This window comes from Dyella monticola (genome assembly GCF_003363155.1).
GTDB classification, from domain to species: Bacteria; Pseudomonadota; Gammaproteobacteria; order Xanthomonadales; family Rhodanobacteraceae; genus Dyella_B; species Dyella_B monticola.
The window spans coordinates 1-20,146 of sequence record NZ_QRBE01000024.1; the positions used below are offsets into that span (position 1 = coordinate 1).

The 20,146-nt window shown below is 61.9% G+C and carries 13 protein-coding genes and 4 pseudogenes; 6 read left to right on the forward strand and 11 right to left on the reverse strand.

The features are described from left to right. Positions 1-213 precede the first annotated feature (213 nt). The 9 genes from DWU98_RS21145 to DWU98_RS21185 form a co-directional block, all read right to left on the reverse strand. Entirely contained in the window at positions 214-954 is a 741-nt protein-coding gene (locus DWU98_RS21145) for a copper homeostasis protein CutC (RefSeq protein WP_115497574.1), read from the reverse strand. Continuing rightward, on the reverse strand, positions 954-2,009 hold the full coding sequence (locus DWU98_RS21150) for a glycosylasparaginase (RefSeq protein ID WP_115497575.1): 1,056 nt from the start codon (positions 2,007-2,009) through the stop codon (positions 954-956). The genes DWU98_RS21145 and DWU98_RS21150 overlap by 1 nt, the downstream gene beginning before the upstream one ends. A 74-nt stretch (positions 2,010-2,083) precedes the next feature. Beyond that, positions 2,084-5,494 carry an ATP-binding protein gene (locus tag DWU98_RS21155; RefSeq protein WP_115497576.1) on the reverse strand — a complete coding sequence of 1,137 codons (3,411 nt, stop codon included), beginning with the start codon at positions 5,492-5,494 and terminating at the stop codon, positions 2,084-2,086. Further along, positions 5,484-6,155 (reverse strand): DUF4194 domain-containing protein, encoded by a 672-nt coding sequence (locus tag DWU98_RS21160; RefSeq protein WP_115497577.1) that lies wholly within the window; start codon positions 6,153-6,155, stop codon positions 5,484-5,486. The genes DWU98_RS21155 and DWU98_RS21160 overlap by 11 nt, the downstream gene beginning before the upstream one ends. Continuing rightward, on the reverse strand, positions 6,142-7,608 hold the full coding sequence (locus tag DWU98_RS21165) for a DUF3375 domain-containing protein (protein WP_115497578.1): 1,467 nt from the start codon (positions 7,606-7,608) through the stop codon (positions 6,142-6,144). The genes DWU98_RS21160 and DWU98_RS21165 overlap by 14 nt, the downstream gene beginning before the upstream one ends. Before the next feature lie 169 nt (positions 7,609-7,777). Continuing rightward, positions 7,778-8,845 (reverse strand): Obg family GTPase CgtA, encoded by a 1,068-nt coding sequence (cgtA, locus tag DWU98_RS21170; protein WP_115497579.1) that lies wholly within the window; start codon positions 8,843-8,845, stop codon positions 7,778-7,780. Between the two features lie 236 nt (positions 8,846-9,081). Then, complete coding sequence (rpmA, locus tag DWU98_RS21175) at positions 9,082-9,339, reverse strand: 50S ribosomal protein L27 (protein ID WP_115497580.1); 258 nt, start codon at positions 9,337-9,339, stop codon at positions 9,082-9,084. Positions 9,340-9,359: 20 nt separating this feature from the next. Then, positions 9,360-9,674, reverse strand: a complete 315-nt coding sequence (gene rplU, locus DWU98_RS21180) for a 50S ribosomal protein L21 (protein ID WP_115497581.1) — start codon at positions 9,672-9,674, stop codon at positions 9,360-9,362. Between the two features lie 116 nt (positions 9,675-9,790). Further along, a complete protein-coding gene (locus tag DWU98_RS21185) occupies positions 9,791-10,276 on the reverse strand; it encodes a DUF2059 domain-containing protein (protein ID WP_115497582.1) in 486 nt (161 codons plus the stop codon). A 196-nt stretch (positions 10,277-10,472) separates the two neighbouring features. Here DWU98_RS21185 and uvrA point away from each other — a divergent pair, with 196 nt between their 5' ends. The 6 genes and pseudogenes from uvrA to DWU98_RS22625 all read left to right on the forward strand — a co-directional run. Next, on the forward strand, positions 10,473-13,370 hold the full coding sequence (gene uvrA, locus DWU98_RS21190) for an excinuclease ABC subunit UvrA (RefSeq protein ID WP_115497583.1): 2,898 nt from the start codon (positions 10,473-10,475) through the stop codon (positions 13,368-13,370). Then, positions 13,367-13,795: an acyl-CoA thioesterase gene (locus tag DWU98_RS21195; protein WP_115497584.1), complete on the forward strand. Its 429-nt coding sequence runs from the start codon at positions 13,367-13,369 to the stop codon at positions 13,793-13,795. The genes uvrA and DWU98_RS21195 overlap by 4 nt, the downstream gene beginning before the upstream one ends. A gap of 35 nt (positions 13,796-13,830) precedes the next feature. Next, a complete protein-coding gene (gene yjdN / locus DWU98_RS21200; protein WP_115497585.1) occupies positions 13,831-14,262 on the forward strand; it encodes a VOC family metalloprotein YjdN in 432 nt (143 codons plus the stop codon). A gap of 1,140 nt (positions 14,263-15,402) precedes the next feature. Continuing rightward, positions 15,403-15,813, forward strand: a pseudogene (locus DWU98_RS22615) (hypothetical protein); the annotation flags it as partial. A gap of 84 nt (positions 15,814-15,897) precedes the next feature. Next, positions 15,898-16,042, forward strand: a pseudogene (locus tag DWU98_RS22620) (trimeric autotransporter actin-nucleating factor BimA); the annotation flags it as partial. A 245-nt stretch (positions 16,043-16,287) separates the two neighbouring features. Then, a pseudogene (locus tag DWU98_RS22625) lies at positions 16,288-16,968 on the forward strand (YadA-like family protein); the annotation flags it as partial. Between the two features lie 108 nt (positions 16,969-17,076). On the opposite strand, the gene DWU98_RS21210 reads toward DWU98_RS22625, so the two are convergent. Both DWU98_RS21210 and DWU98_RS21215 read right to left on the reverse strand, forming a co-directional pair. Beyond that, on the reverse strand, positions 17,077-18,444 hold the full coding sequence (locus DWU98_RS21210) for a hypothetical protein (RefSeq protein ID WP_115497587.1): 1,368 nt from the start codon (positions 18,442-18,444) through the stop codon (positions 17,077-17,079). Between the two features lie 923 nt (positions 18,445-19,367). Beyond that, positions 19,368-20,146, reverse strand: a pseudogene (locus DWU98_RS21215) (hypothetical protein); the annotation flags it as partial.

Consider the following 20,146-nt stretch of genomic DNA (forward strand, 5'->3'; position numbering starts at 1 on the left):
TGTCCTCTTCCCGAGAGGAAGAGGAGGCCGGCGCAAATGCCGGCTTTTTTATGTCTGAATGTCCTCTTCCCGAGAGGAAGAGGAGGCCGGCGCAAACGCCGGCTTTTTATGTCTGAGTGTCCCCTTCCCGAGAGGAAGCGCCGGTTTTCTCCAACCTCGCCTGTCTGTAACAGGAAGCCGTCGCCCCGGCGAAAGCCGGGGCGACGATCAGGTTCAGTGAGCGCAAAGGGAAATCAGTGCAGCCTTCATCGCGCGCACCTCTTCCACACTGCTCTGCTCGATGTCCGGCGCCAGATCGTTCAAGGCCGGATTCAGATACCGCATCGAAGACTTAATCACCGTGCGCGCCGACCCATGGCATTCATGCGCGCGGGTAAGCCGCATAACCTCGACAAGATTGCCTGATCGAATGCCGGCACCGGCCATGACCTTGATTCGATCACCGGCCTGCTTCACCAAACCGGCGATCACATGCGCGCCAGCCAGTGCACTCGCGCACCCACCCGATGTGAGCACCCGCTCGCAACCCAGCGCGAGGACCTTTTCCAGCGCCTGACCCATATCCGAACTTGCATCGATGGCGCGATGAAAGGTCACACCCAGCTTACCGGCCGCCTTCACCAATTCGCCGCAGCGCGGGTCGACGTTGCCATCCGCGTCCAGCGCGCCGATCACGACACCGTCATACCCCAACGCAACGCACGCCTCGATATCACGCCGCATGATGTCGAAATCAGCCTCCTCATAAAGAAAATCGCCGCCGCGTGGGCGCACCAGCACATACACCGGTATGCGCACGCGTTCGCGCACCACCGCCAGCATGCCGCGCGATGGCGTGATGCCACCCTCGGCCAGGCTGCTGCACAGTTCGACGCGATCGGCGCCACCTTCCTGCGCGGCCAGGGCGGAAGCCAGCGAGCCGGCGGCGATTTCGAGCAAGGGACGTGAGGTCATCAGGTATACGTCGTCTGATAAAGGCTGGGCGAAGCGAGCAAACGATCCTGCTGGTGCACATCGCACACGGCGTAGGTAAAACCTTTTTGGATGGCGTAGGCACCGCATTCGCCATCCCGGCGCAAGGCGAGAAAACCCACCTGCATGTCTTTGGTGGCCTGCGGGCGCTTCTTCACGATGCGGCGTACGGCTTCTTCGCAAGCCTCTTGCGGCGTGCGGCCTTGGCGCATCAGTTCCACCACCAGAAAGCTGCCCGCGTTGCGAATCACTTCCTCGCCCACACCGGTGGACGTCGCACCGCCCACTTCATTGTCGACATACAAACCTGCGCCAATGATCGGGCTGTCGCCCACGCGGCCGTGCAGCTTCCACGCCATGCCGCTGGTGGTGCAGGCGCCGGCCATGCGGCCGTTCGCATCCACCGCGAGCATGCCGATGGTGTCGTGATTGTTCTTGCCACCGGGCATACCAAGACTGTTTTGCAAGCTGCGGTGGTAGTCGATGTTTTCGCTGTTGGCGACCGGCGTGTACTTGGCCTGCTTGAGCCATTCGTGCCACGCCTTCTCCGACTCGGGCGTGAGCAGATGTTCTTTCTTGAAGCCCTGCTGCAAAGCGAACTCCAGCGCACCATCGGCTACCAGCAACACGTGCGGCGTGTTCTCCATCACCTTGCGTGCCACCTGGATGGGATGGCCGATATGTTCCAGCGCAGCGACGGCGCCACAGCTCCCGTCGCCGTCCATGATGCTGGCATCCAGCGTTACGTGGCCGTCCCGATCCGGATAACCCGCACGGCCCACGCTGTGATTGTGCAGATCCGATTCGGGCACCATCACGCCCGTCTCCACCGCATCCAGCGGCTTGCCACCCTTGCCGAGCACGCCCCACGCTGCGATGTTCGCCGGTACGCCGAAATCCCAGGTGGAAACGACACGCGCGCCGACATTGCCTGGAACGGAGCCGGCCAACGTCGCGGCGGCGCGGGATAGACGCGGCAAGGCCAGCGCGGAACTGGCCAACAACGTGGTCTTGAGGAAATTACGGCGATCGGTCATGGAAATCTCCGGTGGGCGGACACTGCATCATGGATGATAAACGGCGCGCCCGCATGGCTCGCAGGTCATACTCCTCAGGCCTGCGCCTCGGCCTGACGCGCCTTCTCCGGCAACGCCAGGCGCTTATTGTCTTCGTCGTACTCGATCAGCAAGACGCCTGAGTCGTGGCGGCCGGAGATGTCGACGAAGCACGCGCCGCCAATGAAGGGCTCCAGCGTCATCACCGATTTGAGTGGGGTGGCCACCACCATCTGAAAACCAAAATTCTCAAAAATGTTCATGGCGAGCGCGGTGAATTCGTTGTCGGCTTTGTCGAAGGCTTCATCCAGCACCACCGGCGCATAGCGCGGCAGATGACCGTCATCGCCGCCGAGCTGATAGCGCAATGCAGCGGCAAGACAGGTCGTGGCCAGTTTCTGGCGCTGGCCACCGGATTTGCCCGCGCCGCTGCGATACACCTCCACGGTGGCGAGGGAACCGGCGTCTTTTTCCACGCCCACGAACTCCACATGCTGGCGCACGTCCAGCACCTGCTCGCGCCAACGCTTGTGCTCGGGATCGTCCGCCGCCAATTTCGTCACGAGCTGGCGCAGCACGGCGAACTGCGCCTCCGCGCGCTCGCGGTCTTCGGTTTGATGCTGTGACAGCACTTCGCGCAGTTGCAACTGGAAGTCACGCACCTCGGGCAAATTGCGGTCGGTAAGTTCGATCTGCAGGATCGTGCCGCGGTTGAACGGCACCTGTTCCAGACTTTCGTTCACCTCTTCCATGCGCTGGCCGATCGATTTGCGCGCTTCGATCATGTGTTTCTGCAGCACCAGCAGGTTCTGCTTGCTCTGGCTTTGCAGAAGATCGAAAAAGCGCGCTTCGTGCTTGGGCAGACCATCCAATTCAAGGCGACGCAGGCGTGCGGTGAAGCCGTCCACCGATTCCATGCCAGGCGTGAAATCGGTGCTGTCCTGCGGCCATTTGCGGCAGAACGTGCGCAGGCATTCCTCGATGGTTTGCACGAGCGCGTTGTCCTGTTGCGCGTGCTCGGCAAGCGCCAGATTCAAACCATCCTTCACGTGGTTGATCTGGCGGTCGAGGTTGTCCAGTACCAATGCGGGATGCTGCGGCAAGCGCGCAGCGAGCGCCGCCATCTGCGTAGTAGAAAGTGTCAAGGCATGGGCGAGCGGCAGGCAGGATTCGCGCTGTCGCACAAACCCATTGCGTTCGCGCTCCAGCGACAAGCGCTCGGCCGAGGCATCTTCCAGCGTTTTAGCCGCGCGGCTACGCGCGATGCGTTCGCTGTCGAGCTGCCGCATGATGCCCTGCAGCGAGGTATCGCCCGCGCGCAATTGCTGCAACTGGTCGTCGATGTCGCCCAGGCGGCGCAGCTTGGGCGCCACGTCGATCTCCTCCCACTCCAGGTTGACCAGTTGCGAGGCGGCGAGCCGATGATCGCCATCGGCATCACGCGCTGCCTTCACCTTATCCAGCTCGGTGGCGTGGTGCGCAATCGCCTGTGCAAGCTCGTGTCCTTCACGCTCGAACAGAGAAAGCTTGTCGCGATTATCGAAGCCAAGCACCCAGTTGCGGCGATCATCCACCGCGCGGCGATCGTCCTTTTCATGACGATCGCCGCCATGCTTGACCAGCCCCTCGCGGGTGATAGCGCGGTCGGCATTGCGCAAGGCGGCGGCTGAATCCACGCAGGCGTAGTCGAAGCGCCGCGCCAGTTCCCGCGCAACCCATTCGCGATGCGCATGGTCATGAATATCCAGACGCTGCACCAGCGAGCGCGATCCCGGCGCGCGATTGTCGAGCGCATCGATGCGCCCCACGCGGTAATACACCAGTTTTCCACCCAGGTGAGTCTTGTTGATCCAGCTCGATACCTCTGCGTAGTGACGCTCGTCCACCAGCAACGAAAGCGCAAAACCATGCAGCACGCGCTCGATCGCTCCTCGCCATGCAGCGTGTTCCGGCTTCACCTGCAGCAGCTCGCCCACGAAGGGCAAGGTATTTTCAGAGCACCCTAGCGCTTCGCATAGGCGCGCGCGCATGGCCTGGATCGGACCGGGAATATTCGACGGATTGCGCTTCAGCGCCTCGATTTCGGCGCGCACACCCGCGAAGCGCTGAGTGACGTGATCGCGTTCGCGTTTGAGCGCGTCCATGCGATCTTCAAAGCCGGCCGCGCGTTCGCGCGCGCTGTCGAGCAGTTCACGCGAGCGGCCGACGATCTCGGCGAAGCCCTGCGCGGTGGATGGAACGTTCCAGCTCAATGCGGCGCACGCGCGTTCGGCTTTGTCGCGACGCTTCATGCGCTCGTCGCGCTCGCGCGACAGCTTCTCGTGCTCACGCTCGAGTTGATCGATCAGGTCCCCGCCTTGTTCGCGACGCTGCTGTTCCAGATCGGCCACGCGGCGGTCGTGATTCTCCACTGTCTGGCGACGCTGAGCGATCTCGCCTTCGAGCGCCACGTCGCGCACTTTCATTTCCGCCAAGCGCTCATCCACCAGCACCAGGCGGCGCTGCTCGCGCCAGGTGTCCACGCATAGATGCAGTTCGCGTAGCGTACTGGTCTGCCGTCGCAACGTCTGCAGACTTTCATGCCCTGAACGCGCCGGCGCCAGCGTGTCGACTTGTTCGCGCGCAATCACGACGGCTTTATGCGCGGCGTCCAATTCGCCGAAATCGGTTACCAGGCGATTGGCAGCGCCGAAGGTTTCCGGCTCGTCCAACATGAAGCTGCGCAGGAACGTGTTCAGATCTCCCAGGTTCTTGGCTGACTGCGTCTTGTGCAGCAGCTTTAGCGCCATCTCGTTCTGGATGCCGAGCAACCGACGAAAACGCTCGGCGTAGGCGGCGAAGGTGTCGAAGTGATGCACGTCCTCGCCCAGGCGAGCCTTGAGCCGGCGCAGGTCCAGATCGAACCCCTGCAGTTCGGCGGCCACATCGAACGCGCGCTCGCAGACCATGTAGTGCTTCTTGACGTCTGCCGTGGCGGAGCTGTTGCCGGCCACCCAGAACAAGCGGATCAGGCTGACGGTTTCACCCATCGCGTTGCGATATTCCAACACCAGCGCGGACCATGTGCTGCCTTTGCGCAAATACTGGGTGGCGATTTCTCCGGATTCACCATCATGTTGATCGGCCCACGCACCGCGCACATAGGAAATCAGGCTGCGATCGCGACCACTGCGTTCGGCTTCGCGCGCAGCGGCGTTGAAATCCACCAGATTGGGGGGCACCAGCAGCGCCGACATCGCGTCCAGCAAGGTAGATTTGCCCGAGCCCGACCGGCCCACGAACAAGAATCCACGCTCGGCGATCGGCACGTCGACGAGGCCGCTGAAGGTGCCCCAATTGAGCACCTGCAGGCGCCGCATGCGGAATTGTTCGTCGCGCGGATTGGGCAGATCGGAGAGGAACAGGCTCGGCGCGGCCTCGCGCTTGGGCTGCTTGCGTGTCGCCTTGGTCTTGGCCTTAACGTTCATCGGCAACGTCCTGCGTGGCGTCGTCCGCTTCGCGCAACTGACGGTAAACGTTCGCCAGATTTTGTACGTCTTCGGCAGAGAATAGAAGCTTCAACGCCGGCGATACCTCGTAGCGATCCTCGCTGCCACGCAGCTTTTCCAACACGTGGTTTTCCTTCATCTTGGCGATAGAGGCGGCGATGCGCTTGTTGAAACCGGCGCGGTCGGTGGAAACATTCTTTTCGTAGACGGAAAGCGCATCCACCAGAACACTTTCCTCGACCACGGCACGATGACCCTGCGCGTCGGCCTCGGCCAGCTGCTGACGCAGATACAAGAGCAGCACCGAGTCGATGAACGTGAGGGGTGACGAACGCAGCAGTACAGGTGTATCCAGTTCGCCCGTATCGGCCTGCCGCGTGAAGGCAACGCCCGCTTCGCGGTCGAGTACCAGCTCCAGAAACAGGTCGTTGAGATGCGCACGCAGTTGCGCTTCAAAGCGCAACACAGCGGACCACAACGGATTGTGCCGCCCATCGATGCTGGGGCCGATCAGCAACTGGCACAACGCGCGGCGTGCATCGAGCGGCAATGCGCCGGTGTCGCTCTCGAACAGTGCGCCGTTGCGCACCCGCTTTTGCTCGACCTCAACAGGGAGCGCTTCGTTTTCAAGCAAATTCATGGCGTTTCTCTTTCAGAAACCACACTAACGGAATGCGCGCCTGGCGCCACTGACCGTCGCCGCCTTTCCAGCGCACGGCCTCCTGTTCGTTGCCGATGACGCCATGACGCGTCGCCAGTGAAAGGTACCCCACCAGGCTGCCCAAGCCCTGTTCAGGCGGTTTGTGCGCAAGCACATCGCCGATGGAAAGCTGATCGTGCTCGGCCAATAGCGCGTGCAGGTCGCGTCGCAGGCTGCGGAAATCGATTTCCGACTGCGAGACCAGTTCGCTCACGCTATCGAGCGTGATGGCTGCACCATCGCTGCGCACGATGCGGCCATCCACCCGGCTGGTGCGTGGATCGTGCAGGCGCCACTGCGATAACGAGCGCAAGCGACTGGTAGTGAGTTGCAACGTGTAGGGCGTACGCTGGCGTGCATTGACTGAGTCGCGCAGTTGCAGCGCTTCGCCTTGCGCCTGTTTCAGCAGTTGATTCAGGCGGCGCTGTTCCAGATAGCCCCGGCTCTGCACAAAGCCACGCAGGCTGCGTGCAAACTGCTGCAATACGTCGTGCACATGGCTGCCGCGTTCCAGCATCACCCCGGTGAACCCGCGCAGGAACTGCCGCTCGTGACGTTGCAGTTTCTTGGCGAAGTTGCGCGACAGTACGTTTTCCAGCGCGGCATCGAGTTGTGCGCTCTGCTCCATATCGTTGAGCAGGCTCCAGAACGCATGGAAGCTGCGACCGGCTTCGCTTTCGGCGATCACGTCGACACCCTCGAACAGGCGATCGAGCACGTCGCCGCGCTGGCCTTCGTCGTCGATGATGCGTTCGCGAAATTCGCGGTTGAGCTTTTCGAAATCGTCGCGCACGCGGCGGAAATCTTCGGCCAGCTCGTCGGCCAGCTGGATCACCTCGCGGGCGCGTTCGAGCGCGCGCTTGCCATCCAGCGCAGCCACTTTGCCGCTGCTGACGCGCGATATCTCCACGTCCAGCCGATCGCGTTCGGCATAGAGGGCTTCCAGACGCGTGGTCGGATCAGTTTCAGTCTGTTCGGCCAGGCGCACCAGTTGCTGGATCACCAGCGACAGACGGCTTTCGGTAGCGGCGCTGCGTGGCGTGTCGAGCGTACTGACGAAGCGAATCGCCTGCGCGGTCTGCGCGGCAAGTTCGTACTCCTCTTCGCTGGCGCCCTCCGGCAAGCGCCGCTCCAGGTAGCCCTTGGCCAGCCAATCGGCAACATACGCCTGCGCGGTGCGTGGCAATTCGCGCGGAAGATCGGAGGCATTGATGGCATCGAGGTGATGTTGCAAGCGCTCGAACAGCACGGAGGCGCTGAGCTTGCGCTCGCCATTCATCAAGAGGGTTTGCAGCAGGCCGATGATTTCCGGCGCGTGGTCGGCCGCAAGCAGGCGCCAGAGTGCTTCTTCGCGAAGACGGCGGTAGGTGGCGATCCTCTCTTGAAGCTTCATGTTTCCGGCCCCCTCTCCCCTCCGGGGAGAGGGCTGCGGTGCGGGGACACGCTCGCCTTGAATTTCATCATCGCCCTGTTTGCTTATTGATCTTTCCAAGAAGCTGCATTTATACGCGAGGTTGCTCCCCTTACCCCAACCCTCTCCCGAATGGGAGAGGGAGCGAAGGTCACTCGCCGCGCAGCCGAACATCTCCAGGCAGCATATCGATGCGGCCCTGGCGCGCTTCGCGCTGGGCTTCGAAGAAGCGCTGGATCTGCTGGCACACGGGCAAGGTGTTTTCGCGCGCAATGGCCGAAACGAGGAACCACGGCTGCGTCCAACCCAAGCGCTTGACGACCTCTTCGGCCACGGCCTGGCGTTCGTCTTGCGGCAGCACATCGGCTTTGTTCAGCACCAGCCAGCGCGGACGCTGCAGCAGTTCCGGATCGAACTTCTCCAGCTCGTGCTCGATGGCGTGCACTTGCTCGGCCGCGTCAGAGCCATCGATCGGCGCGATGTCCACGATGTGCAACAACAGGCGTGTGCGGGACACGTGGCGCAGGAATTGGATGCCCAGGCCCGCGCCTTCCGCCGCGCCTTCGATCAGGCCGGGAATGTCGGCAATCACGAAACTTTGCTCGGGACCAAGGCTCACCACACCGAGGTTCGGATGCAGCGTGGTGAAGGGGTAATCCGCCACGCGTGGCGTCGCAGCCGAAACAGCGCGGATGAAGGTGGACTTGCCGGCATTGGGAAAGCCCAACAATCCCACGTCCGCCAGCAGTTTCAATTCCAGCTTCAGCTCGCGCACTTCGCCCGGCGTACCCGGTGTGGCCTTGCGGGGGGCGCGGTTCACCGAGCTCTTGAAGTGGATGTTGCCCAGTCCACCCTTGCCGCCCTGCGCCACCAGCAGGCGCTGGCCGTGCGCGGTGAGGTCGCCAATGGTTTCATCCGTGTCGACGTTGGTGACGACGGTACCGACCGGCACGCGGATGGTGTTGTCCTCGCCGCCCTTGCCATACATGTCGCTGCCCATGCCGTTCTGGCCGCGCTGTGCCTTGAAGCTGCGCTGGTGGCGGAAGTCGATGAGCGTGTTCAGTCCCTCGTCGGCAATCAGCCACACCGAGCCGCCGGAACCGCCGTCGCCGCCGTCAGGACCACCGAAGGGAATGAATTTCTCGCGGCGGAAGCTGATGCAGCCGTTGCCGCCGTCTCCCGCATGCACTTTGATGATCGCTTCGTCGACGAATTTCATGGAATGGGGCGCCAGCAGTCGGAAATCGTTAATCGGAGATCGTACCCTCCAGGCCGTCATTCCCGCGAAAGCGGGAATCCATCTTGCTCTTCGACGAATGGCAAAATTGGATTCCCGCTTTCGCGGGAATGACGGCCCCGAGGGCACGGCGGACATCGGCTTCGATGATTGACGACACCGCCCATAAAACAAAAGCCCCGCCAAGGCGGGGCCTTCGTTGTCGCGTCAAGGCCAAATCAGCCCTTGACGACGTTGACGTACCTGCGGTTTTTCTCGCCGCGGACTTTGAACTCGACCGTGCCGTCGACCAGCGCATAGAGCGTGTGGTCACGGCCCAGGCCCACGCCGGTACCGGGATGGAACTGGGTGCCGCGCTGACGCACGATGATGTTGCCGGCTTCGATGGCCTGGCCACCGTAGATCTTTACGCCGAGGTATTTCGGGTTCGAATCGCGACCGTTGCGGGATGAACCTACGCCTTTTTTATGTGCCATGACTGTTTACTCCGGCTATATCAGGCGTTGATGCCCGTGATCTCGACTTCGGTGAAATGCTGACGATGTCCCTGCTGCTTCTTGTGATGCTTGCGGCGGCGGAACTTGATGATGCGGACCTTATCGGCGCGACCGTGCTTGCGGACGGTAGCGCTGACCGTGGCGCCGGTGACGACCGGGGCACCAACGGTGACGGACTCACCGGAACCGACCAGCAGCACCTGGTCAAACTTCACGCTGGCGCCCTCTTCGGCGTTCAAGAGCTCCACGCGCAGGACATCACCCTGCTGGACGCGGTACTGCTTGCCGCCGGTCTTGATGACTGCATAACTCATGGGAATGGCCCTTCTGTCGTTATTCTCTTGGGGTTCGCTTACGACCCTTGCAGGCGCAGCGAACTGGCGATTTTAGCGACAGCCCCACCCCTGGTCAATCACTGACCAGGCCCCGGTTATTGACCCTGGCCCCCGCCGGTGCCCGGGCAGCGGCCCTGGCTGTCCAGTTTTCCCTCCTTCTGCAGCGCCGCGAACATGTCCGAGGTGCGCTGGCGCCCCCATTCTTGGCCGCTCTGGGCGGCCTCGGCCATGGTGGCGGGCATCTGGGTAACCAGCTTCTGGCCCAGCGCAGACTTGTAGAACTTGATCAGGCCGTCCACCTCCTCCGCGCTGAAGTGGTGCTGATAGGCCGGAATCATGGCGGTGAGCAGCTGGTTGACCCCGTCCTTGTCGATGTAGGTCTGCCAGTAGTTGGCCGGCACGCAAGGCAGTTGCTGGCTCATCATCGCGGCCATCTGGTTGTTCATGACGGTGAACTGGCCCGGCACGTCCATCACCTGCATCAGTTCCCGCACCTGCGCCTCGGTCGGCTGCGCGGCGAAGGCGTTACCGCCTGCCAGCATGACGCACAACCCCAGGCCCATCACCCATTTGCCAGCCATACGCCACTCTCCACGACCAGAATTGAAAAATCCAAGCGGGCGAGGATAGTCGCCTGCCTGGCTGCTGCCTAGGGATGCGCCGGGCCTGCGCGCCGTCTATCTGCTGACAGAACGCTGTCAGCAAGCTTTGGTGCACAGCCGCTGTCCGTAACCGGACCCTTGTTATAGTGCGCGGTCCCCCAAATAGTTCAGCGTGATGGACACCATACGCATCCGCGGCGCGCGCACGCACAACCTCAAGAACATCGACCTGGACCTGCCCCGCGATCGGCTGATCGTGATCACCGGCCTGTCCGGTTCGGGCAAATCCTCGCTGGCCTTCGACACCATCTACGCCGAGGGTCAGCGGCGTTACGTGGAATCGCTGTCGGCCTATGCGCGGCAATTCCTGTCGATGATGGAAAAGCCGGATGTCGATCACATCGAAGGCCTGTCGCCGGCGATTTCGATCGAACAGAAATCCACCTCGCACAACCCGCGCTCGACCGTGGGCACCATCACCGAGGTCTACGACTACCTACGCCTGCTCTACGCACGCGTCGGCACACCGCGTTGTCCCGACCACGGCATTGCGCTGGAAGCGCAAACCGTGAGCCAGATGGTGGACAGCACGCTGGCGCTGAACCCTGAAAAGCGCTTCATGCTGCTGGCGCCGGTGATCCGCGAGCGCAAGGGCGAGCACGTGCAGGTGTTCGAGCAATTGCGCGCACAGGGCTTCGTGCGTGCGCGCGTGGATGGTGCGGTGTATGACCTCGACGCCGTGCCACCGCTCACCTTGCGCCAGAAACACACCATCGAAGTGGTGATCGACCGCTTCCGTCCGCGCGACGACATCAAGCAGCGCCTGGCCGAATCGTTCGAAACCGCGCTGCGGCTGGGTGACGGCCTGGCCATCGTGGTGGACATGGACGATACGAAGGCGAGCGAGCAGTTGTTCTCCTCGCGCTATTCCTGCCCAGTGTGCGATTACTCGCTGCCGGAACTGGAACCGCGCCTGTTCTCGTTCAACTCGCCCGTCGGCGCCTGCCCTGCCTGCGACGGCCTGGGCGTTACGCAAGTGTTCTCGGCCGAACGCGTGGTGCACCATCCCGAACTCTCGCTCGCTGGCGGTGCGATCCGTGGCTGGGATCGGCGCAATGCACACTACTTCCAGCTCATCCTGTCGCTGTCCAAGCACTACGGTTTCGATGTTGAAACGCAGTGGCAGAAGCTGCCCAAGACCGTGCAGCAGGCGGTTCTGTACGGCAGCGGCAAGGAGAAAATCGGCTTCCGTTATCTCACCGAACGCGGCGGAAAGGTCACGCGCGAGCACGCGTTCGAAGGCATCCTTCCGAATCTGGAGCGGCGCTACAAAGAAACCGAATCACCCGCCGTGCGCGAGGAGCTGGCGAAATACATCAGCGATCAACCCTGCCGCGAATGCGAGGGGCAACGCCTGAATCGTTCCGCACGCAACGTATTCGTCGCCGATCACTCGCTACCCACGCTCACCGCACGCTCCATCGACGATGCGCTGGCGTTCTTCGAAACGCTCACGCTCAGCGGCTGGCGTGGCGAGATCGCGGTGAAGATCGTGAAAGAGATCCGCGAACGCCTGAGCTTCCTCAACGACGTGGGCCTCAACTATCTCACGCTCGATCGCCAGGCCGACAGCCTGTCCGGCGGTGAAGCGCAACGTATTCGCCTCGCGTCGCAGATCGGCGCCGGCCTGGTCGGTGTGATGTACGTGCTGGACGAGCCATCGATCGGCCTGCACCAGCGTGACAACGAACGCCTGCTCGGTACGCTCACGCGCCTGCGCGATCTGGGTAACACGGTCATCGTGGTCGAACACGACGAAGATGCGATTCGCGCGGCCGATCACGTGCTCGATATCGGCCCCGGTGCCGGCATCCACGGCGGGGAAATCGTCGCACAGGGTTCGCTCAAGGATGTGCTTGCATCGCCGCGCTCGGTCACTGGCCAGTATCTTTCCGGCAAGCGCGCGATCAAAGTGCCGCAAGAACGTCGCGAACAGCTCGACAAGGATTCCTGGCTGCATCTGCGCGGCGCCAGCGGCAACAACCTCAAAAACGTGGATCTGTCGATTCCCGCCGGCTTGTTCACCTGTGTCACCGGTGTATCGGGCTCAGGCAAATCCACCTTGATCAATGACACGCTGTTCGCGCTCGCTGCAGCGGAGTTGAACGGCTCAAGCGTGCAGCCCGCAACGTACAAGGCGATCGAAAACCTTGAGCTGTTCGACAAGGTGGTGGATATCGATCAATCCCCGATCGGCCGCACGCCGCGCTCGAACCCGGCCACGTACACCGGCCTGTTCACGCCGCTACGCGAACTGTTCGCGCAGGTACCCGAAGCGCGCTCGCGCGGTTATACGCCGGGCCGTTTCAGCTTCAACGTGCGCGGCGGCCGCTGCGAGGCCTGCGAAGGCGACGGCATGATCAAGGTGGAGATGCACTTCCTGCCGGACGTGTACGTGCCGTGCGATGTGTGTCATGGCAAGCGCTACAACCGCGAAACGCTGGAGATTCTCTACAAAGGCCACACCATCGCCGACGTGCTCGACATGACGGTGGAAGATGCCGCCAAGCTGTTCGAGAACGTACCGGTGATCGCACGCAAGCTCGACACGCTACGCGCCGTGGGCCTGGATTACATCAAGCTCGGCCAGAGCGCGACCACACTCTCCGGCGGCGAAGCGCAGCGCGTGAAACTGTCCAAGGAATTGTCCAAGCGCGATACAGGCCGCACGCTCTACATTCTCGATGAGCCCACCACGGGTTTGCATTTCCACGACATCGAGCAATTGCTGGATGTGCTGCATCAACTCGTCGACCAAGGCAACACGGTGGTGGTGATCGAGCACAACCTCGATGTCATCAAGACGGCGGACTGGATCGTGGATCTCGGGCCGGAAGGCGGCGCCGGTGGCGGACGCATTCTGGTAACCGGCACACCGGAAACGGTCGCCGACACGGCCAGTTCGCACACCGGCCGTTTCCTGGCCTCGCACCTGAAACCGGCGAAGGTGTCGCGCATCAAAACCGAGAACGGCAACGGCAAGGCCAAACCCAAACGCAAGGTAGCGTCATGACCACGGCAATCGATGCTTCTGCCGCGCAAGCCCCGCTCTATACGGCAACCATCAGCGTGCGCTGGCGCGATCTGGACGCGTTCAATCACGTCAACAATTCCACCTACCTCACCTACCTGGAAGAAGCGCGCGTGCAGTGGCTGCAGCATCTTCCGGGGCCGTGGTCCAGCGAACACGCCATGCCGGTGATGGCGGCCAGCGAACTCAACTATCGCCTGCCGATCGAATGGCCCGGCGCGATTCACGTGCAACTGTTCTGCGCACGCATGGGCAACAGTTCCATGACGATTGCGCATCGCATCGTCGATGCGGCCGATAACGGCAAGCTCTACAGCAACGGCCACGTGGTGATGGTGTGGATGGATCCGGCAACCGGAAAATCCGTGCCCTTGCCACAGGCGATCAGGGATGCCGCATTGCGCTGATTGAAACACCCCCCAACCTTCAAGGAGTCACGCATATGGAAATACAACCTTACTTGTTCTTCGACGGTCGCTGTGAAGAAGCCATCGTTTTCTACCAGCAAGCGCTCGGTGCACAGGAAGTGATGAAGATGCGCTTCAAGGATGCGCCTCCCAGTGCCGGTTATCAGCCTTCGGCAGATGTCGCCGACAAGATCATGCATGCCACGTTGGCGATTGGCCGTACGCACGTGCTGATGTCCGATGGGCAAGCCGACGAAGGCAAGAAAACGGTGCACTCCGGCTTCAGCCTTTCGGTCACCGCAGACGACGTAGCGTCCGGCGAAAAATACTTCAACGCGCTCGCGGAAGGTGGCCAAGTAACCATGGCGTTTCAGAAGACCTTCTGGACCGATGGGTTTGGCATGCTGGTGGATAAGTTTGGGGTGGCGTGGATGGTGAATGTGGTGCAGCTAGGTGCGCAGCACTGAATTATGCCGCTGGGTGTGGCATTGCCTGCGGCGCTTTCGGACCCTAAAGGGCCCGAGTCCCTTTTCTTTGCTGGCCCAAAGAAAAGTAACCCAAAGAAATGGCCTGACGAGCTCATGGCGTTAGGTGGGTTACAAGCCTGGACGTTTATCGCCTTGCTTTGATCGATGGCGGGCCAAGCTTAGGCTACCCCGCTATACCGCGAGCGCCGAAGCGCTGAGGGCTTAAAGCAAACCTCGCACAGCTCAGTCATCGGCAAGAAGCGTTGGCCAGCGGGGCTTTAAGCCCTCAGCGTTTCGACGCTCGCGGTATGGCGAGGACGTAAAACCTAAGGCGAGCAACTCACTCGACTGGCCATGCACCTCCAGGCTTTTCCCTTACTCATGCCGCGAGCCTTTGAAGGCCTCACCGCCTGGCCGCGTTGCGGTATAGCGGAATCGTAGAACCCGAGGCGAGCAAGCCACTCGACTGGCCATACACGTCAGGGCTTTTACCTCACCCATGCTGAGAGCCTTTGAGGCCATTTCTTTGGGTTACTTTTCTTTGGGCCAGCAAAGAAAAGTGACTCGGTCCTTCAGGACCGAAAGCGCCGCAGGCAATGCACAACAACTCTTTGGGCCAGCAAAAAAGCCCGTTCGCTCCGCGACCGAAAGCGCCACAGGCAATCCCCCATATCCGCGCGACCCAGACTGAACACCCCCCACCCTATTCAGCAAACCCCCATAAAAACGTAGGTATCAGCAGTTTTAAGACCAGCCCTACGCCCCATCCGACCGTAATCATCCACGGCTGACTGACCCAGACCTAAGCGATTTCTACCATTTGCTCATCCCAAACGACTGGTGAGGAGCACTCTCATGAACGTGGTAAATCGCACTATCCGGAACACCTCGACGAACATTTCGCCGACCCCGGCGAAGGCAACGGAAAGCCACAAGAAAAGCCGTTTCGCACGCAGCCTGATCGCGGCCGCGCTGGCGGAGGCGATCATGATCGGCTCGGCGATGGCCAGCGGCGCGGCGCCGACTGACTACACCATCGCAGTGACCGACGAGGACACCAGCAGCGACAGCAGCAAGATGACCTCCCGCTCCGCTTCGCCCAGCCAGATGTTTGCCATGGGCACTACGGGCATCGGCGCCATGGATGTATCCGATCCGACGATTGCCATCGAAGGCACGCGCGGCCTGAACTACGCGTCGTTGAACAATGCCGATCCAGACACAACGACCGCGTTGGCCATGGGTGTGAGCTCCAATGCCAGCGGTGGCAATGCGGTCGCCATCGGCGTGCAGACCGTCGCGAACTCCGACAATTCCGTCGCCATGGGCAACCAGGCGAGTACCGGAGCGGGCCAGGATTATTCCGTCGCGGTCGGTTCGAAAGTGGCTACCAACGGTACGCAAGCCGTGGCGCTGGGTGCAAACGCCCAGGCCAACGCGGATAACGCCCTGGCCGTCGGCAGCAACAACACCTTGGCGTTGGGCGAGAGCTCGATCGCCATGGGCAATGGCGCACGAGCGAATAGCGGCGCGACCAACGCCATCGCCATGGGTACCGGCGCAAGCGTGGCCCGCAATGTCACCGATGCGATCGCGCTGGGTACCGGTGCCAGCGTAGCTGCGGGTGCCTACGGTAGCGTGGCCCTGGGTGCCGGCTCCATTGCCAACCGCGTGAATGCGGTGTCCGTCGGCGCGGCCGGTGCGGAACGCCAGATCATCAACGTGGCGGCCGGTACGCAGCTTACGGATGCGGTGAACGTGAGCCAGCTCAAGGGCGTGACCGACACCTTGGGCGGCGGCGTCGGCGTGGCACCGGATGGCAGCATCACGCCGGCGTCGTTCACGGTGAATGGCACCAGCTACTCCACCGTCCAGCAGGCCCTGCAAGCGGCGGCGGCGTCTGGCGGCGACGGCGGTACCGATCCCAATGCCGTGCGTTACGACATGAATACGGATGGCTCGGTGAACTATGGTTCGGTGACGCTGGGTGGTTCCGCTTCGGCTCCGGTGGTCCTGACCAACGTAGCGGACGGCAAAAATCAGTACGACGCCGTCAACTTCGGCCAGCTGAGCGATCTGCAAGGTCAGTTCAACAACTTGAACCAGAGCGTGACCACGATCGGCGATCGCGTCACCAACATCGAGAACAACGGTGGCGGTAATGGTGGCGGTGGCAGCACCCCGTGGAACTACGATGCGCAGGGCAACACCATCGTCAACGTCGGCGACGGCGCGGTGAACGCAGGCAGCAAGGATGCGGTCAACGGTTCGCAGTTGGCTGCCACGGCGCAGAGCACGGCCGACGCCCTGGGCGGCGGTTCCAAGCTCAACGCCGACGGCACGATCAGCACCCCGACCTACACGATCGGCGGCAAGCAGGTGAGCGGCGTCGAAGGTGCTGTCAATCAGCTCGACCGGCGCATCGATGGCCTGCAAGGCCAGGTCAACGGCATGCAGAACCAGATCAACAACACTGCACGCAATGCGTACTCCGGCATTGCCGCTGCCACGGCGCTGACCATGATTCCGGGTGTCGACGTAGGCAAGACGGTGTCGGTGGGCGCGGGTGTCGCCAACTACAAGGGCTACACCGCTGCGGCGCTGGGTGCGGAAGCGCGCGTCAGCGAAAACTGGAAGGTGCGTGGCGGCGTGGGCCTGTCCAGCAGCGGCAACACGGTGGGTGTGGGCGCGTCGTTCCAGTGGTAATGCGAGTGCGGGCAGAGCCAAGGCTCCGCCCGTCTCGATCAGTTCTTACAAGATGATTGATGCTTCGTTCCTTGAGCCTGGCCTTCGCCAGGCTCTTTTTTTTTTGCGTCACGGCGCGACCGGATGTTCGTCACGCTGACCAGGGTGACGTTGCGACAACGGCATCTCGGTCTGCATCGCAGCGATGGCTCCTTGCAACGACTGCATCTGGGCCCGCATCGCTGCCACGGTCTCTTGCAACGCCCCCAGTGCAAGGAACAGTTGCCCGCCATTGATCGCGTCGGTACTGCCAGCGGTGATGTCGCCATCGTCCACGTTGACGATCTTGCGTTCATGGCCAATGTTGCCCACCGAGACGGTATCGGCGCCGTCTGCGAGCGAGTTGACGCCGATCGCCACGCTATTGGGGCCTGACGCGCGCGAATCGGTACCAATCGCCACGGACGTTGACCACAAGGCAATGGCGGCCGATCCGATCGCCACGGCATAGGGGCCCCTGGCACTAGCGGCCGGTCCGATCGCCACCGCATTGAGGCCCGCTGCACCGGCGTCCGGACCGGTGGAATTGACTTTGACGTACTTGAGGCTCGCGCTCAGATCGATGCTCAGGCTGTCGATGGCGCCATTGAGCTGATCCACGTTCACCGCATCGCTTCCGGCCACGCCGGCCGCCACATTCATCACTCCCACCGGCATGCCCAGGTCGCCGAGCGAGATGATGCTCTTGGTGGCGTTGCTGTAGGTCACTGCCAGGGACACGCCGGTATCCGGATCGTAGACGCCGCTGTCGCGCAATCCGTTTTGCAGCGCATAAAGCTGCGAGCCGTTCACGGCATCCGTGCTGGTGGACGAGATGACGCCCGCGTCCATGTTCACGATCTTGCGCGTGAACCCGGAGCCATCCGTCGCTGCACTACCCACAGAAACGGTGTCGGCTCGGTCTGCCAGAGAATTCACGCCAAGAGCCACGGCGTTGGCGACTGATGCGATTGCCTGGCGTCCAAGCGCTACGGAGTAGTCAGCAGCCGCTGACGCGCCGCTGCCAATGGCAGTTGTGCGATCACCGCTTGCATCGCTCTTGAAACCTATAGCAACGCCATTGGCATTCAAGGCACCGGAGAACGCACCCAGCGCCACTGACTGCGTGCCAGTCGCTTGAGCACCACTGCCGATTGCCATTGATCTAGAACCGGTCGCGCTAGCAACCTCGAAGCCCAGCACTTTGATAAAGGCATCGTCCAGGGGCGCCAGCGTACCGATGGACTGCAGGTCCATGTCGTCACCTGCATTCGCGATATCAGCGATGTCGTCGCGGGAAGACTTCCGCACCCGGACCGGCACCGGCGAATGTCCAACCCGTTGTCGCGTTGGCGCGCGGGCCACGTTCTTGACCACCGTGGCCTTGCGGCTACTGGCTACCACGTTGCGCGCTTTGGATGGCACTGAATGTTGGGAATGACCGTTGTGCTTTTTCATGGCGACGCGTCCTTATCAGCAATGCAGGAAGGAGTGAGGTTGTGCGCCATGTAGACACGCGTCATTGCGATGGTGCTTCGACACGCTGCGTTCTTGAAAACAGTCACGCGCTCAGCACCGGCCCGCTTAGGCGTGCGCGTGCGTTCACATCGCGGAATGTCGAGAGGCTTCTCCAGCGCAGCGGGCGGTACCCGGCCTATCGCGGTCGAAAGAACTAAGCGCTGGCGAAACGATGCAGCAATCGGTCGACGGAATCCCTCCGTAAAGCAAACGCGCGAAACGCACCGTCCTTCGCCACTTGCTATCGCCGTAGCAAGGCGGTCAAAGCGTCGCTAAGCATGTTGCCGCCCGATGACACGAGGGCTGTGACTTACAAGCTGAAACGGATAACGCGGTCTACGATCAGCGCTGCGCATGCATCCGTGGGATGCACGGCAGCGGCGAACTTCGCACACGCGCTGATAATCCAGTGTGAAAAGAATGCCAATAGCTGATTATGTGGATGCTGTGCATCACACGTCGGTGATGCATGGCGCTTAGCACTTTACGCTCGCAAAAAACAAAGACACTGAGTCCCGGCTTTCGCCGGGACGACGAGGTGACTATTCGGTTTCTTGTAGCTATTTCAAATTCGGTAAAGCCGTGAATGTGCGTTTCGTCGCCGTGGCACGTGTCTACCATGCCGCCTTCTCCCCTGCTCGCACAGGGGAGAGCGCAAGCCATCCAGCTTGCCGTCACTGTTGCGACGCATGCCCACCTGGCTGACTGCACAGCAGCGGCAACACGGTGGGCGTGGGCGCGTCGTTCCAGTGGTAAGGCAAATGCGGGCGGAGCCGAGGCTCCGCCCGCTTCGATCAGCTATTACAAGGTGATGGATGTTTTGTTCCTTGAGCGTGGCCTTCGCCAGACTCTTTTTTTGTGCGTCACGGCGCGGCCGGATGTTCGTCAAGCTGACCCGACTGACGGTGCAACAATGGCATCTCGGTCTGTATCGCTGTCATGGCTCCTCGCAACGACTGCATTTCGGCCTGCATCTCGGCGCGCAATTCGGATCGTATCGCTGCCACGGCCGCTTGGAACGTCCCCAACGCATTGAACAATTGCCCACCGTTGATCGCGTCGGTGCTGCCATCGCTGATGTCACCATCGTCCACGTTGACGATCTTGCGTTCGTTGCCAATGCTGCCCACCGATACGGTATTGGCACCGGTTGCGGCCGAGTTGATGCCAATCGCCACGCTATTGGTGCCCGACGCGCGCGCACCCGTACCGATCGCCACGGCACCGGCTATCGTGGCACTGGCCGCCGATCCGATCGCCACTGCATTGGCGCCCGTGGCATTGGCGTCCGCCCCGGTGGCGTTGACTTTGACGTACCGGAGGCTCGCGCTCAGGCTGTTGGTCAGCGTGGTGATGGCGCCGTTGAGCTGATCCACGTTCACCGCATCGTTGGGCGCCAGACCGGTCGCCACATTCATCACTTCCACCGGCGTGCCCAGGTTGCCGAGCGAGATGATGTTCTTGGTGGCGTTGCTGTAGGTCACCGCCAGCGACTGGCCGGTGCCGGGGTCGATCACGCCGCCGTTTTCCAATGCATCCTGCAGATTGCTGAGTGCTTGGTCGGTGGCGTTCAACTGCGAGCCGTTGATCGCGTCCGTGCTGGTCGCCGAGACCTCGCCGAGCGCAACATTGACGATCTTGC

Coding starts and splice junctions, on each gene's coding strand:
- DWU98_RS21185 (WP_115497582.1), bottom strand. CDS start 10,276: ATGGCTGGCAAATGGGTGATGGGCCTGGGGTTGTGCGTCATGCTGGCA.
- rplU (WP_115497581.1), bottom strand. CDS start 9,674: ATGAGTTATGCAGTCATCAAGACCGGCGGCAAGCAGTACCGCGTCCAG.
- DWU98_RS21155 (WP_115497576.1), bottom strand. CDS start 5,494: ATGAACGTTAAGGCCAAGACCAAGGCGACACGCAAGCAGCCCAAGCGC.
- rpmA (WP_115497580.1), bottom strand. CDS start 9,339: ATGGCACATAAAAAAGGCGTAGGTTCATCCCGCAACGGTCGCGATTCG.
- DWU98_RS21195 (WP_115497584.1), top strand. CDS start 13,367: ATGACCACGGCAATCGATGCTTCTGCCGCGCAAGCCCCGCTCTATACG.
- DWU98_RS21160 (WP_115497577.1), bottom strand. CDS start 6,155: ATGAATTTGCTTGAAAACGAAGCGCTCCCTGTTGAGGTCGAGCAAAAG.
- cgtA (WP_115497579.1), bottom strand. CDS start 8,845: ATGAAATTCGTCGACGAAGCGATCATCAAAGTGCATGCGGGAGACGGC.
- yjdN (WP_115497585.1), top strand. CDS start 13,831: ATGGAAATACAACCTTACTTGTTCTTCGACGGTCGCTGTGAAGAAGCC.
- uvrA (WP_115497583.1), top strand. CDS start 10,473: ATGGACACCATACGCATCCGCGGCGCGCGCACGCACAACCTCAAGAAC.
- DWU98_RS21210 (WP_115497587.1), bottom strand. CDS start 18,444: ATGAAAAAGCACAACGGTCATTCCCAACATTCAGTGCCATCCAAAGCG.
- DWU98_RS21145 (WP_115497574.1), bottom strand. CDS start 954: ATGACCTCACGTCCCTTGCTCGAAATCGCCGCCGGCTCGCTGGCTTCC.
- DWU98_RS21165 (WP_115497578.1), bottom strand. CDS start 7,608: ATGAAGCTTCAAGAGAGGATCGCCACCTACCGCCGTCTTCGCGAAGAA.
- DWU98_RS21150 (WP_115497575.1), bottom strand. CDS start 2,009: ATGACCGATCGCCGTAATTTCCTCAAGACCACGTTGTTGGCCAGTTCC.